The organism is Chitinophaga deserti (assembly GCF_003149455.1).
Classification (GTDB): domain Bacteria; phylum Bacteroidota; class Bacteroidia; order Chitinophagales; family Chitinophagaceae; genus Chitinophaga; species Chitinophaga deserti.
In genome coordinates this window covers 492173-508346 of the sequence record NZ_QFFK01000002.1, presented here as the reverse complement: position 1 = coordinate 508346, position 16174 = coordinate 492173, and the positions used below count along the sequence as shown (strand labels likewise).

Annotated in this window: 13 protein-coding genes; 8 read left to right on the top strand and 5 right to left on the bottom strand. The window is 47.4% G+C overall.

Annotated features, from left to right (window positions below):
- Positions 1-205 precede the first annotated feature (205 nt).
- Positions 206-769 carry a hypothetical protein gene (locus DEV76_RS06155; protein WP_157962746.1) on the top strand — a complete coding sequence of 188 codons (564 nt, stop codon included), beginning with the start codon at positions 206-208 and terminating at the stop codon, positions 767-769.
- A gap of 58 nt (positions 770-827) precedes the next feature.
- Here DEV76_RS06155 and metH read toward each other — a convergent pair whose 3' ends face one another.
- Positions 828-3527: a methionine synthase gene (gene metH / locus DEV76_RS06150; RefSeq protein WP_109696170.1), complete on the bottom strand. Its 2700-nt coding sequence runs from the start codon at positions 3525-3527 to the stop codon at positions 828-830.
- 18 nt (positions 3528-3545) lie between these two features.
- A complete protein-coding gene (locus tag DEV76_RS06145; RefSeq protein WP_109696168.1) occupies positions 3546-4562 on the bottom strand; it encodes a homocysteine S-methyltransferase family protein in 1017 nt (338 codons plus the stop codon).
- Positions 4563-5017: 455 nt separating this feature from the next.
- On the opposite strand from DEV76_RS06145, the gene DEV76_RS06140 reads away from it, so the two are divergent.
- Positions 5018-5203: a hypothetical protein gene (locus DEV76_RS06140; protein WP_109696166.1), complete on the top strand. Its 186-nt coding sequence runs from the start codon at positions 5018-5020 to the stop codon at positions 5201-5203.
- Positions 5204-5357: 154 nt separating this feature from the next.
- On the opposite strand, the gene DEV76_RS06135 is transcribed toward DEV76_RS06140, so the two are convergent.
- A complete protein-coding gene (locus DEV76_RS06135) occupies positions 5358-6041 on the bottom strand; it encodes a ComF family protein (protein WP_157962745.1) in 684 nt (227 codons plus the stop codon).
- 40 nt (positions 6042-6081) lie between these two features.
- On the bottom strand, positions 6082-7449 hold the full coding sequence (gene radA / locus DEV76_RS06130) for a DNA repair protein RadA (protein ID WP_109696162.1): 1368 nt from the start codon (positions 7447-7449) through the stop codon (positions 6082-6084).
- A 536-nt stretch (positions 7450-7985) separates the two neighbouring features.
- On the opposite strand from radA, the gene DEV76_RS06125 reads away from it, so the two are divergent.
- From DEV76_RS06125 to pyrH, 6 genes are all read left to right on the top strand, one after another.
- On the top strand, positions 7986-8675 hold the full coding sequence (locus DEV76_RS06125; protein ID WP_109696160.1) for a zinc metallopeptidase: 690 nt from the start codon (positions 7986-7988) through the stop codon (positions 8673-8675).
- Between the two features lie 244 nt (positions 8676-8919).
- The gene (rplM, locus tag DEV76_RS06120; RefSeq protein WP_109696158.1) at positions 8920-9363 is read left to right on the top strand and encodes a 50S ribosomal protein L13; all 444 of its coding nucleotides are present in this window, start codon (positions 8920-8922) and stop codon (positions 9361-9363) included.
- A gap of 13 nt (positions 9364-9376) precedes the next feature.
- Positions 9377-9766 carry a 30S ribosomal protein S9 gene (gene rpsI / locus DEV76_RS06115; RefSeq protein WP_074241452.1) on the top strand — a complete coding sequence of 130 codons (390 nt, stop codon included), beginning with the start codon at positions 9377-9379 and terminating at the stop codon, positions 9764-9766.
- Between the two features lie 45 nt (positions 9767-9811).
- Positions 9812-10813, top strand: a complete 1002-nt coding sequence (rpsB, locus tag DEV76_RS06110; protein ID WP_109696156.1) for a 30S ribosomal protein S2 — start codon at positions 9812-9814, stop codon at positions 10811-10813.
- Between the two features lie 126 nt (positions 10814-10939).
- Positions 10940-11764, top strand: a complete 825-nt coding sequence (gene tsf / locus DEV76_RS06105; RefSeq protein WP_109696154.1) for a translation elongation factor Ts — start codon at positions 10940-10942, stop codon at positions 11762-11764.
- Between the two features lie 133 nt (positions 11765-11897).
- Positions 11898-12611 (top strand): UMP kinase, encoded by a 714-nt coding sequence (pyrH, locus tag DEV76_RS06100; protein ID WP_109696152.1) that lies wholly within the window; start codon positions 11898-11900, stop codon positions 12609-12611.
- Between the two features lie 2829 nt (positions 12612-15440).
- Here pyrH and DEV76_RS06095 read toward each other — a convergent pair.
- On the bottom strand, positions 15441-16031 hold the full coding sequence (locus DEV76_RS06095; RefSeq protein ID WP_157962744.1) for a hypothetical protein: 591 nt from the start codon (positions 16029-16031) through the stop codon (positions 15441-15443).
- Between the last annotated feature and the right edge of the window lie 143 nt (positions 16032-16174).

The window sequence follows — 16174 nt, the reverse complement described above, 5'->3', positions numbered from 1 at the left end:
ACTGCTTTTTTGGGGCTATATGCGATCTAATTGCATAGCACAAAGGTAATACCCTCCAGAGGGTATAATCAAGCGTAGTAGTACGCAATTTCCTGCGTGGTTTCCCTCTTTGTCAACCACTTCTGTCATAAAATTGTTATGGAAAGCAGTGTTCCCGGTACTGTGTTTGCAGTACCCTTCACATCGAATCACCAAAATAACCACCATGAAACTCTTTCCCATAGCGGGTTTACTGCTGTTCCTGGCCGCCTGCGGACCTAATTCCTCGCAATCCGGCGAGCATTCATCTTCCAATGATACTACCAACGCTGCTCCTGCAAACGTGGTAATGCAAAAAGATGTCGTTATCCGCCCACTGAGTGGCTATTTCGTCAACAACACCGTTAAATTCAGTGACAGCGTACAATGCTGGGTAATCAACAATCCGGAAGAAATGAAGAAAGTTTTCGGAATGGCCAAAACGATGACGAACACAATCGACACCATCGATTTCAGTCAGAACCTGCTGGCCGCAGTAGTGCTCCAGCCCAGCGATCTCACCCAACACATTGAACTAACCCGCAGCTTTGTAAGTGAAGACAATATGGATCTGCATTTTGCGATCCGTGTAGATACACCGAAAACCACATACACCAAGGCAATGGCCTGGCTCGGCGCCCTCCCAAAATCCGGAGATGTTAAAAATATCCGCTTCTATTCAGGCGACCGCCTGCTGCATTCCTTTAATGCTGCCGACCTTCAGGCAGCACAGGATGTAAATGCGAAGTAATAAAAAACGGCGCAATCCCCAGGGATTGCGCCGTTAAATATGTTGTTCCGTTCCTTACCTAGTCGAGATTGGGACGGAGCCATTTTTCAGCTGTGTCGAGATCCCAGCCTTTACGCTTTGCATAATCCTCCAGCTGATCCTTCTCTATCTTTCCCAAACCGAAATACTTGGATTGCGGGTTCGCAAAATACCAACCGCTAACACTCGCTGCCGGATACATGGCCAGCGATTCAGTAAGGGTGATGCCGGTTGATGCCGTAGCGCCCAGCAGATCGAACAGTTTATATTTTTCGGTATGCTCCGGACAAGCGGGGTAACCCGGCGCCGGACGGATGCCCAGATATTCTTCTGCGATCAGCTGTTCATTGGAAAGATGCTCTTCCGTGGCATAACCCCAGAATTCTTTACGCACCCTTTCATGCAGCAGTTCGGTAAATGCTTCAGCTAAGCGGTCGGCCAGCGCTTTAAGCATAATGCTGGAATAATCGTCATGTTCTTTCTTGAACTTATCCAACCACTTTTCGATGCCTTCACCTGCTGTTACGGCAAAGCCTCCGATCCAGTCCTGCTTCCCGGTTTCGGCCGGTGCGATAAAGTCGGACAGGTTGATGTTTGGCTGACCGGGCGCTTTCTTGATCTGCTGGCGCAGGAATTCCAAAGGCACCTGTGCACCGTCTACCGCAGTAGCAGTTACAGTATCTGCACCATTGGAATTGGCCGGGAAGAGACCAATAACTGCACGGGCGATGAGCCACTTTTCGTCAATGATCTTTTTCAGCATGGCCTGTGCATCGTTATAGAGATGCGTGGCTTCCTTGCCTACCACTTCATCTTCCAGGATGGCCGGGAATTTCCCGTGCAGCTCCCAGGCTATGAAGAAGGGATGCCAGTCGATGTAAGCAGCAATTTCGCCGAGGTCATATTCCTGGAACTCGGTGATACCCGGCTTAATGGGTTTTACCGGATTGAATTCGTTCCAGTCAATCGCAACTTTATTCGCCCTTGCATCGGCAAGTGTGAGGTATTGTTTAACGGGCTTTTTATTCTTGAATTGCTCGTTGAGCTTGTGGTATTCTTCTCTAACGCCGTTCAGGAAGTTCTTATGCAGCGATTTGTTAAGCAGGTTACCCGTTACAGTAACACTGCGCGATGCATCGAGTACGTGCACCACACCATTATCGTATTCCGGTGCGATCTTCACTGCGGTATGCGTCCTGGAAGTAGTAGCGCCACCGATCATCAGCGGGATGTCAAAACCCTGACGTTTCAGTTCGCGTGCAATGTGAACCATTTCATCGAGGCTTGGGGTGATGAGTCCGCTCAAACCAATGATGTCTACTTTCTGTTCTCGGGCAGCCTGCAAAATCTTTTCCGCAGGCACCATTACACCGAGGTCAATGATATCGTATCCATTACAGCCTAGTACCACGCCCACGATGTTTTTACCGATATCATGCACATCACCTTTTACCGTGGCCAGCAGGATTCTTCCGGCAGATTTGATTTCGCCGCCGTTTTCCGCTACCATTCTTGCTTTCTCTTCCTCAATGAAAGGTGTGAGAACGGCCACTGATTTCTTCATCACGCGGGCGCTTTTCACAACCTGCGGGAGGAACATTTTACCACTGCCGAAAAGGTCTCCCACGATGTTCATACCATCCATGAGCGGCCCTTCAATAACTTCGAGGGGGCGGGGGTATTTCAGTCGAGCTTCTTCCGTGTCTGCTTCAATATAATCGGTGATACCATTTACGAGGGCATGACTGAGGCGTTCCTCTACCGTACCCTTGCGCCAGGTTTCGTCTTTCTCAATCACTTTTCCTTTCGCCTTCACAGTTTCCGCATAGGCGATGAGCCTTTCGGTGGCATCGTCGCGGCGGTTGAGGATGGCATCTTCCACCAGTTCGCGCATTTCGGGATTGATCTCATCATAGATCTGGATCATACCCGCATTCACGATACCCATGTCGAGGCCGGCACGGATGGCGTGGAAGAGGAATACGGAGTGCATAGCTTCCCGCATTACATCATTACCACGGAAGGAGAACGAAACGTTACTGACACCGCCGCTGATTTTGGCAAGCGGCATGCGTTGCTTAATCTGGCGGCAGGCTTCAATGAAATCTACCGCGTAGTTATTATGCTCTTCGATACCGGTGGCGATGGCGAAGATGTTTGGATCGAAAATGATATCCTGCGGATCAAACCCAACCTGGTGCACGAGGATGTCGTAAGCACGCTGGCAGATGGTAACGCGTTTCTCGAGTGTATCGGCCTGTCCGTTTTCATCGAAAGCCATTACTACAACTGATGCGCCGTAGCTCTGACAAATGATGGCCTGATCGATGAACTTCTCCTCTCCTTCTTTGAGGGAGATGGAGTTAACGATACATTTTCCCTGCAGGCATTTGAGGCCTGCTTCGATAACGCTGAACTTACTGGAGTCGATCATTACCGGGATGCGGGAGATGTCGGGCTCGGAAGCGAGCAGGTTCAGGAATGTGCTCATGGCTTTTTCTCCGTCCAGCAGGGCGTCGTCCATGTTCACATCCAGGATCTGTGCACCGTTTTCTACCTGTTGGCGGGCAACGGAAAGTGCTTCTTCGTATAATCCTTCGCGAATGAGGCGCGCGAATTTTTTGGAGCCGGTAACGTTGGTTCTTTCTCCGACGTTGAGGAAGTTGGTTTCAGGCCTCACGACGAGTGGTTCGAGGCCACTGAGCCGCAGGAACGGCCGGATCGTATGTGTTGTACTCATGATGGTGAATCCCCGTTCTTATGCGAGCGTTGTTTCCACGACCGGGAGGGGCCGGGGCGCAATGTCCTTTACATGTTGAGCAATATGGCGGATGTGATCGGGCGTGGTGCCGCAGCATCCTCCAACAATATTTACAAAACCTTCGCGTGCGAAGTCTTCCAGGATACAGGCCGTTTCATGCGGTTCCTCGTCGTATTCCCCGAATGTATTGGGGAGGCCGGCGTTAGGATAGCACGATACATAGCAGCTGGCAATCTGGGAGAGCTCTTCTACATACGGGCGCATCTGGTTGCCGCCGAGGGCACAGTTGAGGCCGATGGAGAAGGGTTTGGCATGCATAACGGAGATATAGAAGGCTTCGAGGGTTTGGCCGCTGAGGGTTCGCCCGGAGGCATCTGTGATGGTGCCGGAGATCATAACTGGCAATACCGGGCGGCCGGAGTCGCGGAAGTATTTCTTAATTGCGAAGATGGCTCCCTTGCAATTGAGGGTGTCGAAGATGGTTTCGATCAGCAGAATATCTGCTCCTGCTTCCGCCAATGCCTTCACCTGTTCGTAATATGCATCTACCACTTCATCGAACGTAACAGACCGGAAACCCGGGTTATTTACGTCTGGCGAAATGGAGAGCGTTTTGTTAAGCGGACCGATGGCGCCGGCTACGAAGCGGGGCTTTTCGGGGTTGCGGGCAGTATAATCGTCCGCCGCTATCCGCGCTATTTTCACGGAAGCAGTGTTCATTTCAACGGCCAGGTGCTGGAGATCGTAATCTGCCTGAGCAATTACAGTAGCACTGAATGTGTTGGTTTCGATAATATCCGCTCCGGCTTCCAGGTACTCACGATGAATGGCTTCGATAATATCGGGCCGGGTGATGGAAAGCAGCTCGTTATTACCCTTCACGTCGGAAGGGTGATTAGCAAGACGCTCGCCTCTGTAGTCGGATTCCTGGAGTTTGTATCGCTGGATCATGGTGCCCATGGCCCCATCGATGATGAGAATGCGCTCTGCGGCGCACTGTTGCAAAGATTTCATGGCTTGTACGTTTATTAGTTACACTTAAGAGATGAAACCCGGGGCCGAACAATAAACAAATCCACCTCCGGGCATTTGCAAAGATAGAAAACTCCTACATAATAAATGATACACTACGCATAGTTGTTGCCCTCTAGCACAAAGGAACTTTTTTGACCATCGTAATGTGTTGTCTTACAAACACATATACCTAAGTCAACACTTCTTATGAAAAAATAATTTTGGTTAGTCTGATTAGTCTACTATATTTGTAGGGTAATACAACGGAATCAAAACAGGAACCAACCATTAAAACTCATTGAACGATGCTTTTACAGGAAAGATCAACGGAACCGGGCACACGCCACAGGGCGTTCTCCTACCACTGCCGGCCGGCAGCTGGCTGTTGTTATATGTGCCGCTGATGCAAACCCACATCATCAGAAACATATTCAGCAACAGGTAAATCCGAAAAAATGAACAACAATGATATCCGGCAGTTAAGCCGGCATCTCGCAAAGCTTGGCCTCGAACAGGTTGTAGCTGAGCGCACCGCTACCGGCGGAGGATTCAGGATCGTGTATGTGAACCCTCATGCGTCTGCCTGGCAGACGAAGGGAAAGTTCCGGCCGGACAAGCAGGTGAAGAAATCTTCCTCTTAAGCTGTAGTTGACATAATGCAACAATTGCGTATTCATAACGTGGAATAGTTACCAGAGACAGGTGTTTTCGAACACCTGTATTTTTTTTATACCTGTTTGAAACACCCCACTACAGGCCACCGGCCTTACCAGTAAGTACAAAGCAACCGGACACTTACCTCCCCGCCCAGGCCAGGCAGCAAACACTCAGCTTAACTCCGGGAGACTTTTCCATAATTGCCCTTGCACAGGCTTCCATAGTTGCCCCTGTTGTCAGCACATCATCCAGCAACAGAAGATGTCCATTCTCCATTTTCGGTCCTGCCCAGGAATAACCGGAAGAAACATTCTCCCAGCGGTCTGTACGCGAGCGCTTCGTTTGCGAACCGGCCTTAGCGGTGCGCACCAGTCCGCGAATACCTGCCGGAAATCCCTTTACGCCAGCCATCCCCTCCATCAGCGCCTCTGACTGGTTGTAACCTCTTTTCCTGAGTTTAGACGAGTGCAGCGGCACAGGAACAATTCCCGTCCAGCTTTCCCGCATGGGATGCTCCTGTAATTGCAGCCCCAGCAACCGGCCCAGGTGAACGGCAACATCGCGGCGGCCTCCATACTTGAACAAATGAATCAGTGATTGCAGGCCCGACTCCCTGCCAAATACATAACCTGCCGAAGCAAACTCAACTGGAACTCTGCCCCAGAGTGCTTTTTCTACTGGGTTACCCGGAATGTCGTGAAACCCCGACACCGGCAGGCGCAGGGAACAGCTAAGGCATAACAGTTGCTCAGAATAAGTAAGTTCCTGACCGCATATCTCACAGATATGCGGATACAGCAGTTGCATTACGGAGCGCAACATAAAGGCGGTTTTGAGTTAACAAATCAATTTATCTCTCCGGTTAAAAAAGTAACCGGTATACTTCATCCACCCGCCCGAGCGGCACTACTTCAATGTTTGATTTACTGAAATCGAGCCCTTTCTTGTTATACCGGGAGATGAATATTTTCTCGAAGCCCAGCTTTTCCGCTTCCGCGATACGCTGTTCAATCCTGTTAACCGCACGGATCTCTCCACTGAGGCCTACTTCGCCTGCGAAGCAAACTTTATGGGAGATACCCACATCTTCATAAGACGATAAGAGGGCACAAAGTACGGCCAGGTCAATTGAAGGATCTTCCACACGTAAACCGCCGGCGATATTCAGGAAAACGTCTTTCATACCGAAGTGGAACCCTCCCCGCTTTTCGAGTACTGCCAGCAGCAATTGCAGCCTGCGCAGATCGAATCCCGTAGCGGTACGCTGGGGTGTACCGTATACAGACTGCGTCACGAGGGCCTGCACCTCCACGAGCATGGGCCGCAGCCCTTCAATTGTGGCGGCTATGGCAACACCGCTCAGCATATCATCGCGTTGGGAGATGAGTATCTCTGAAGGATTGCTGACCTGGCGTAATCCTTCTCCCGTCATTTCATAAATACCCAGCTCGGCAGTAGAGCCAAACCGGTTTTTGATGGTGCGCAGGATCCGGTAAGCATAATGCTGATCGCCCTCAAACTGGAGCACAGTATCTACAATATGCTCGAGAATTTTAGGGCCGGCAATGGAGCCGTCTTTCGTAATGTGACCGATGAGAAAAACGGGTGTGTTGGTTTCCTTTGCAAAGCGCTGCATTTCTGCGGCGGTTTCGCGTATTTGAGACACACTGCCGGGAGCCGACTCAATAAGTGGCGATTGCAGCGTTTGTATAGAATCGATGATTACGAGTTGGGGTTCCAGTTTCTTTATTTCCTGAAAAATGGTTTGTGTGGATGTCTCTGTCAGCAGATAGAATTCTTCGTTATGAATCTTCAGCCTGTCTGCCCGCATTTTTATCTGCTGCTCACTTTCTTCCCCGCTTACGTAGAGTGTGCGTACACCTTTGAGTAAAAGCGCGTTTTGCAGGAACAGCGTGGATTTCCCGATGCCGGGCTCACCTCCGACAAGAACGAGTGATCCTGCAACGATGCCACCTCCAAGAACACGATTAAGTTCGTTATCGGGTGTATGCAGCCGCTTTTCTTCTATAGCTTCCACATCCGACAAATGCACCGTTTTTGGCAGTCTTGCATCTTCCGTTTTCCAGCCTTGTTGTCTAAGCGGCAACTCTTTCTGCACTTTTTCTTCAACGAAAGTGTTCCACTGATTACAAGCGGGGCATTTTCCGGTCCATTTCGCTGATTCATATCCGCAGTTCTGACAGAAAAAAGCAGTTTTGATTTTACTCATTTAACAAAAATAATGGGAAAAATATTGAGCGAAGAGAAAATGGATTTTGGTAAAAATGAGAAAAGAGCCAACGGAAGATTCCGCTGACTCTTTCTACTTACTAACCCATTAAATTCAGGACTAAATTACTAAATGGGATGAGAATAAAAAAGTTTATTTAATGGATGTTGATAACTTTTAAAGTGTTAATTCTTTTGGCAGTCAGTCGGCTGGAAGCCCCTATTGGTGCCTATTTCGCTTGCAGTTCATTTTCGGGCAACGTTCGTAAATCCTTGATAGCGAGGTACGCTAAAGCGGATAAATACATATGATTTTTTGAATATATTATGAATATAAATAAATTTACATGTAAGGGTATAAAAAGCAGGAAAACCCTACTTTTTGCGCCAAACTGTCAGTGTTAATTTTCAGAATCCGGACAAAACCGGCTAAAATATCTTCCCGGCAACCGAATGGCAGCTTCCGGGCCTGCTGGTAAGGGATTTGATAGGAATAACGTACATTTACTAACAGCATTAAAACAAACCAAGACTCAGATGACACCAGGAATCATGATAATTTCCCTCATTTTCGTAGGGATCAGTGCGTTGGTCAGCTGGCGATTGCGTAGCAAGTTCAAGCAATACAGCGAAGTGCCTACATCTTCCGGGATGACCGGGCGTGAAATAGCAGAAAAGATGCTGAAAGACAACGGCATCTTTGATGTAAAGGTATTGTCTTCAGAAGGCTTCCTCAGCGACCACTATAACCCGGGTAATAAGACGGTAAACCTTAGTCCGGACGTATATAACTCCGCCAGCGTAGCGGCGGCGGCGGTAGCAGCCCACGAATGCGGGCATGCCGTTCAGCACGCTACCGCCTACCCGTGGCTGCAGTTCCGCTCCAAAATGGTGCCGGTGGTGCAATTCAGCTCTTATGCGGTACAGCTGGTGCTGATAGCGGGCATCCTGATGGTGAATATGTTCCCGAACCTCCTGCTGATCGGCATTCTGCTGTTCGGGGTAACCACATTGTTCTCAATTGTCACCCTGCCGGTGGAGTTCGACGCTTCGAAACGCGCCCTGGCCTGGCTGGACAGTGCGGGTATCACCTATAAGAAAGAGCACGACCAGGCTAAAGACGCCCTTTGGTGGGCTGCCATGACCTATGTGGTGGCTGCGGTATCTTCCGTAGTTATCTTATTGCAATATTTAATGATATATCTTGGCGCAAGAAGCCGTGATTAATATATAATCGTATTACAGCAATAGCAAAAGGGCCGGGCATCCGGCCCTTTTTGTTGCCCTACAACGCCCTGAAGGCGCGGGATATGGGAGGCACTAAAACAAAAGATACAAATTCTTTATTGAATATCAATCAATTACAAAGGCCCCTCCAAAAAAAGCCTTCCTATTTGCTGGTTATTATCAAATATCCACTTAGCTTTGCACTCCCTAATGGGCGAGACTTTAATTTTATTATCAATAAGCAATGAATACTTTAAGTTTCAAAACAAAATCTGCTAACGACGCTTACGTAAAGCGTGACTGGTACGTGATTGACGCTACCAACCAAACAGTAGGCAGAATGAGCGCCAGGATCGCTGCTATCCTGAGAGGCAAGAACAAGCCTTACTACACACCTCACACTGACTGTGGTGATAACATCATCGTGATCAACGCTGAGAAGGTTGTATTTACCGGCAACAAGATGAACGACAAGGAATATCTGACTTATTCCGGTTATCCCGGTGGTCAGAAAGCAGAAGTTGCTAAAGACCTGCTGAAACGTCGTCCTGAAGTGGTGATCGAGCGTGCTGTAAAAGGTATGCTTCCGAAAAACCGTCTTGGTCGTGCCATGTACAAGAAACTCTTCGTTTACGCCGGTGCCGAGCATCCGCATACTGCTCAGCAACCGAAGTCTTTAACTTTCTAATATTCCCTGCATAATGGAAAAACAAAAAAATACTATCGGCCGTCGTAAGGAAGCAGTTGCCCGCGTATACGTGAGCAAAGGTACCGGCACCATCCTGGTGAACGACAAAGATTATAAAACATATTTCGCGCTGATTTACCTGCAGAACCAGGTTGAAGCGCCTTTCAAGACCATTGACGCACTGGACAAGTTCGATGTTAAGGTGAATGCACAAGGTGGTGGTATCAAAGGTCAGGCTGAAGCAGTGAAACTGGGTATTGCCCGCGCACTGTGCGAGATCAACCCTGAGTTCCGCCCTGCTCTGAAAGCTGCAGGCCTGCTGAAACGTGACCCGAGATCAGTTGAACGTAAGAAACCCGGTAAAGCTAAAGCTAGAAGAAGCTTCCAGTTCTCTAAACGTTAATGATTGTATCATTCAATTCTTGACCATCAATTCGACAAAAACAACATGGAAAATAATACTTCATTACAGCAGCAGTTACTGGAAGCCGGTGTACACTTCGGTCACCTGAAGAAGAAGTGGAACCCCAAGATGCTGCCTTATATCTTCGCTGAGAAGAAAGGTATTCACATCATCGACCTGAACAAAACCGTAGAAGGTCTGCAGGAAACAGCCGCAGCGCTGAAATCCATCGCCAAAAGCGGTAAAAAGATCATGTTCGTGGCTACCAAAAAGCAGGCGAAAGAAATCGTTGCCGAAGCTGCCAAGCGCGTGAACATGCCTTATGTGACTGAACGCTGGTTGGGCGGTATGCTCACCAACTTCGCCACCATCCGTAAGAGCGTGAAGAAAATGCAGAGCATTGAGAAAATGCTGGCAGACGGTACTTTCGATAACATTACCAAGAAAGAGCGTCTGACGCTCTCCCGCGATAAAGACAAAATGGAAAAAGTGCTGGGCGGTATCGCTCAACTGGCACGTGTTCCGGCAGCCCTCTTTATCGTAGATATCAGCCATGAGCACATCGCACTGGCTGAAGCTAAACGCCTCGGCATCTCTACTTTCGGTATGGTGGATACCAACTCCGATCCTACTAAAGTAGACTTCGCAATCCCTGCGAACGACGACGCTACCAAATCCATCGCCATTATCGTTAGCTACATCGCTGCAGCTATCGCTGAAGGTCTGGCTGAGCGCGCTGTTGAGAAAACCGACGACGTTGAAGAAGAAGAAGCTGACAACAAGATCCGCAAGTTCGAACTCGAAGGTGGTGACGAACGTGGTGAAAGAGGTCGCAGACCTGGTGGCCCCGGCGGTCAACGTGGTCCTGGTGGTCCCGGCGGCGGACCCGGCCGTGGCGGTAACAATCGTCCTGGTGGCGGTGGTGGTCGCAGCGGCGGCAGTGGCAACCGTCCCGGTGGCGGTGGCGGCCGTAGCGGTGGCAATCGTCCTGGCGGTGGCGGTGGATTCCGTCCCTCCGGTGCAGGCAGACCTGGTCCTTCCAGATAATCGCTGACTTCGACAACAATAATAGCGTGAATCGTGAATGATAAAACCATCGTTCACGATTCACGGTTATAAGATATCCCGAAAGGGAATTTCATCAAACGTTAACATATAAACTGATTATATACAATGGCAACAATTACAGCAGCTGATGTGAACAAACTCCGTCAGCAAACCGGAGCCGGTATGATGGATTGCAGAAAAGCACTGGTTGAAACCGACGGTGATTTCGAAAAAGCAGTAGACTACCTCCGCAAGAAAGGCCAGAAAGTGGCTGCCCTGCGCTCCGACCGCGAAACCAAAGAAGGTGTAGTAATCGCTAAGACCTCAGCTGACGGCAAAGCCGGTGTTGTGGTACTGCTGAGCTGCGAAACTGACTTTGTGGCCAAGAACGAAGATTTCGTGAAATTTGCACAATCCATCGCTGACCTGGCGCTGGCTAATAATACCCAAACCGCTGAAGAGCTCAATGCAGCTCCTTTGGACGGTGCAACCGTTGCCGACAAGGTAAATGATCAGGTGGCTAAGATCGGTGAAAAAATCACCCTCAGCCGCTTCGAAAGAGTGGAAGCTGCCAGCGTTACTGCTTACATCCACGGTAACTACCGCATGGGCGTACTGGTAGGTTTCAGCAAACCCGTTTCTGAAGAAGTAGGGAAAGACATCGCTATGCAAATTGCAGCCATGAATCCCCTCTCCGTTGATGCGGATGGAATTTCTCCTGAAACAATTGCCCGCGAGAAAGAAATTGCTATCGAGCAGATCAAAGCTGAAGGCAAACCCGCCGAAATGGCTGAGAAAATTGCTGCCGGTAAAATCAACAAATTCCTGAAAGAAAGCACCCTTCTGGGTCAGGCTTTCGTGAAAGACGGCAACAAATCCGTAGCCGATCACCTGAAGTCTGTTGACGCCGAACTGAAAGTTTCCGCCTTCAAACGCGTAGCATTAGGATAATAGCTAATCGCAAAATATAGAGGAGAGAATGAAAATTTCTCTCCTTTTTTTTGCCTTTACGTTTACAGGGGATAATTTTGAGGCAGATTTGTATATTTAACAAATTCTGCGAATACTCATAATCATAGTTGACATGTTGCCAAAGTACAAACGAATCCTGCTCAAGCTGAGTGGTGAATCTCTGATGGGAGATAGTAATTATGGAATTGACCCGAAGGTAATTGCCCAATATGCGCATGATATCAAGTCGGTTACCAACCTCGGTGTTCAGGTAGCCATCGTGATAGGCGGCGGGAATATTTACCGTGGAATGAATGAAGCAGAAACCGGCATTGAACGGGCACAAGGCGACTATATGGGTATGCTGGCCACCGTGATCAACGGAATGGCTATGCAAAGCGGCCTGGAAAAAGAAGGTATGTATACCCGTCTTCAATCCGCAATCAAGATGGAACAAATTGCAGAGCCTTATATCCGCCGCCGGGCCATCCGCCACCTTGAAAAAGGACGTGTGGTGATCTTCGGGGCAGGAACCGGTAACCCCTATTTTACTACCGATACCGCTGCATCGCTACGAGCGATTGAAATCCAGGCGGACGTAATCCTTAAAGGCACCCGCGTAGACGGCATCTACACAGCCGATCCGGAAAAGGATCCCAATGCCACCAAATACGAAACCATTACTTTCTCCGAAGTATATCAGAAGTCCCTGAATGTCATGGACATGACGGCGTTTACCCTGTGTCAGGAAAATAAACTGCCAATCATCGTATTTGATATGAACAGACCGGGCAATCTGCTCCATGTGATCATGGGCCGGAATGTTGGAACGTTGGTAAAAGGTTAATTTGAACAATTCCTCCGCCCATTTGGACGGAGATTGAGATATTTAGCCGGGGAGCATGTGCTTCCCGGCTTTTATTTGCCAGACATCCCGGGAATAATTGCCCCGGCAATCGTTGGTAAAGATTAACCGACTTTGCCATTTTAAGTTCGGGAGCAGAGGAATTAAGTCACAACATGACAGGAATTGCCCTTTTCAAGTCATTCCCGGCACTTTCTCCGGTTCATCAACAACCTGAGTGGATTTAGTAAAAGGCAGCCGGCATAAGCCAGCCAGCCGTTATTTAAAGTGAACATTCCATGTTCGTAGGGAAATGATACCTCTTTTGCACACAATAGGTACATCTCTAATAATCCAGCTATTTAATACGACTCTCAACTCCTTACCAATTGAATTACCCAGTTCACGCTGCACATCTCCAAATCCCGGAGACAATCGCCTTATACAAACACATATTATTTCCAGCCCAGTTAGCCAGGTGAAATCAGCCCCAGTTATAACAAATAGCCCAGGGATGATTCCGCGGGCCACAATTAATTAAGCCTAAGTGGAAATAAAACATCCGATTTCATTTAGCCCACCACCATCAGAATAAGACAAACAGGGCTCCGGGAAGAGTCCCGGTGCCAATGTATATGGATTCGACTGTTTGAAAATAACCTGGTAAAGCCTGCTAAATAATTCTTGCTGTAGGTGTCCCAATCAGAAAGCCATGCGTCAGGCTTAGAACGATCCAAACTTATTGTTTCAATCACCGAATCAACATGCCCGGGGAAGAATCCCCAGGCCAACAGACCGATTATTCGATCTTATTCGCATCGCAATTGAATTACTTTTCGTTAATAGAGTGTTTATGGAGTTGATACTAAAACAGGACTATGCTCTAAATATTGGTGCTTTGTTTATCAATCATCCTTCCACATAGTTCGTTTATTACACTATATGCTCACATTACTTCTGTGGCGCCAAAGTATTTTTGATAAATATATCCTTCCACAGAAACGATTAACCTGCAGCAACCTTTCAAAGGTTAAATACTCCCATTTTTTACTCATTGCTTTCAAAATCCAGCCTAATACTGTTATCATAAAAAAGTATCTCATTGTAGATTCATGCACAACAAGTTTAAGTGTAGCCTGGAGAGGAATCTCCAGGCCTTCTCAGAACCAATTGAACGAAAGCAAATCAAAATGTAGATCGTTTATGAAAATTTCTTCACACCTTAATAGTTAGCTTTATCCTATTCCTTTATCACCTGCATCATGCAATTCTTAAAGGACAATTTTCTGGATATTACTTCTGAAGTATTGACTATGCATACGCATGTAGTATTTGGTTTCTACTGGTCGTTTAAATAAGCCCAGGGAAGAATCCCCGGGCCGTATAATTATCCAAACGATATGAGTCATTAAGTACAACGGATGTCAACAGGATGCTCCCGTCAACAAAAAAGTTTTATCTGTAGCCACAACTATTACCTTTCAGGTTAAAATAGTTACCCGGAGAAGAATCCCCAGGTGTCATTTCAATCAAAGTCAAAGAATCAGTATTGAACTATTCTGCATTCATCAGCTATGTAAAATTCATTTTACGCTATCCGCCAACACCAGACATTCCTAAAAAAAATCCAGATATACTTCACTTACAGCTTTCTGCAGCATCTTCATTTATTACTATCCGGAACATAGACTTTCAGAGTGTTTCTTGTCAACCAGTAAGTGAAATATATCTGCATTCATGCTGACATTACTTTAATTATACCCGGGTGATATTGCCCGGAGAATAGTCTCCGGGCCTTTACATCTCTGGCATTTGCGTCGTTGACTGCGTAAATAATCAGTTATCCCTTTTATCATTACGTACTTATTACCCGTAGTAATTAAATTGCCGGAGAAGAATCTCCTGGCCTGAGTGTCTGCTAATCATTAAGAATTTTACAACCCCTGTAAATTCTTAGGTTTGATTCGTTAAAATGAGCCCGGGGAGGAATCCCCAGACCGGTAAAAATGGAAAATGTATGTATTTGATCTATCCTAAATCTTTTATGAAAAAGATTGTCTGATTATAAAATGCCCGGGGAGGAATCCCCCGGCCGGATTTCATATGCACAGGATTCTGCATCAGACAATCCAAAATTTTCTTCAGATCCGAAACCGCTCCCAACTATCAAAGAACTTTATTCTCACGGTACTTAAAATATTGCCCGGGGAAGAATCCCCCGGCCATTAAAAGTTCCCCATCTGCATGGGTTAGTTAATACCCACATTCAAAAACCCTTTCATTTATCTCCGTAGACTGAAATGCCTAAGCATCCAGAATTGGAAAATCATCTTTTATTCCATTACGTGTAAAACCCAAACCTCATCCATGTTAAACAGTTGCCATCAGCCTATACTACCTTCCGTTGTATTGCAAATCCTTATAGAAATTAGCAGCACAAAGCCTTTGGCAGATGATGAAACGAGGGGCCAGAAGAAGAGTCTTCACCCCATTTTTTAACCTTTCAAATGGTTACAATTCCATAAAACACAAATGGAAAATCATTTTCGGTCAAGCCAATGTCATCACACATTCCCCGGTAACCGGTATCCACATAATGCATGATTGAACTACTACAAATCTTATTATCATCTCTCCTTCTGCTTAGACATGTCAATGCATTATTTTCTTCATTTACACTCACCTTTCCCGGAGGCCGCCTCCCAACACCCAATATGCCCAGTGAAAAGGAAGACGGCACATCCGGATAAAGGTTCCCCGATCCCGGCTGCATAACGCAAGCGGGTTGGTTTTCTATCAAACTATTGCAATGAAAAACTAATTATGGTACTGTTATCCAAACGGAGACTTTCCTCGCCGCTGCCCAGGTTTCCGTTCTACTATCGTGCCGCGGGATGGCAGGCAGTACGGTGCTAATAATATAGCAGGAGATTCCAGTTCATTGTGGCGCCCGAAGGCTTCATGGAAGTGTGTAATCACTGGTACCGGAAGCCCTGCCACAGACTCTCCACCGCCATAGAACCATGCACTGGAATATGGATATGCCTGTTGCTCTCTGCAAAGCCCCATTTCAACAGGGGCAACATGCATATTGTCCATGATTCGTGAAGCCGCATCCAGACTGGAGATCGTCACCCTCACAGATTCCTTATCCCAGAATTGATACTTCCGGTCCGGGAGGCGGCTGCGGAACTGTTCCAGCCCATCCTCATTTGTAGCACGGAGATTATACTTTATTTTACGTGCGGTAAAACGTAACATGGTTTGCCGGACATTCCGCTCGTCCCACGGAGGGCGTTGCTGCCACATGGCATGAAACTGATTCTCAAGCAACACATATCCATACAACCAGATTCTCTCCGAATTAACCAGGAAAGCCAGGCTCTCCAGTACAAACCGTTTATTTTGATCATCTCTCAACATAAAATTATTATTATAACAGTAGGCTGTAATCAACTGTACTTTATCTCTCCGCTCAGGAGGATTTGGGTTAAACATTAATCAATGGATTTCATTACTAAATAATACTACAATCAATTCTCAGACGTACCTCCACATTTAAAAGG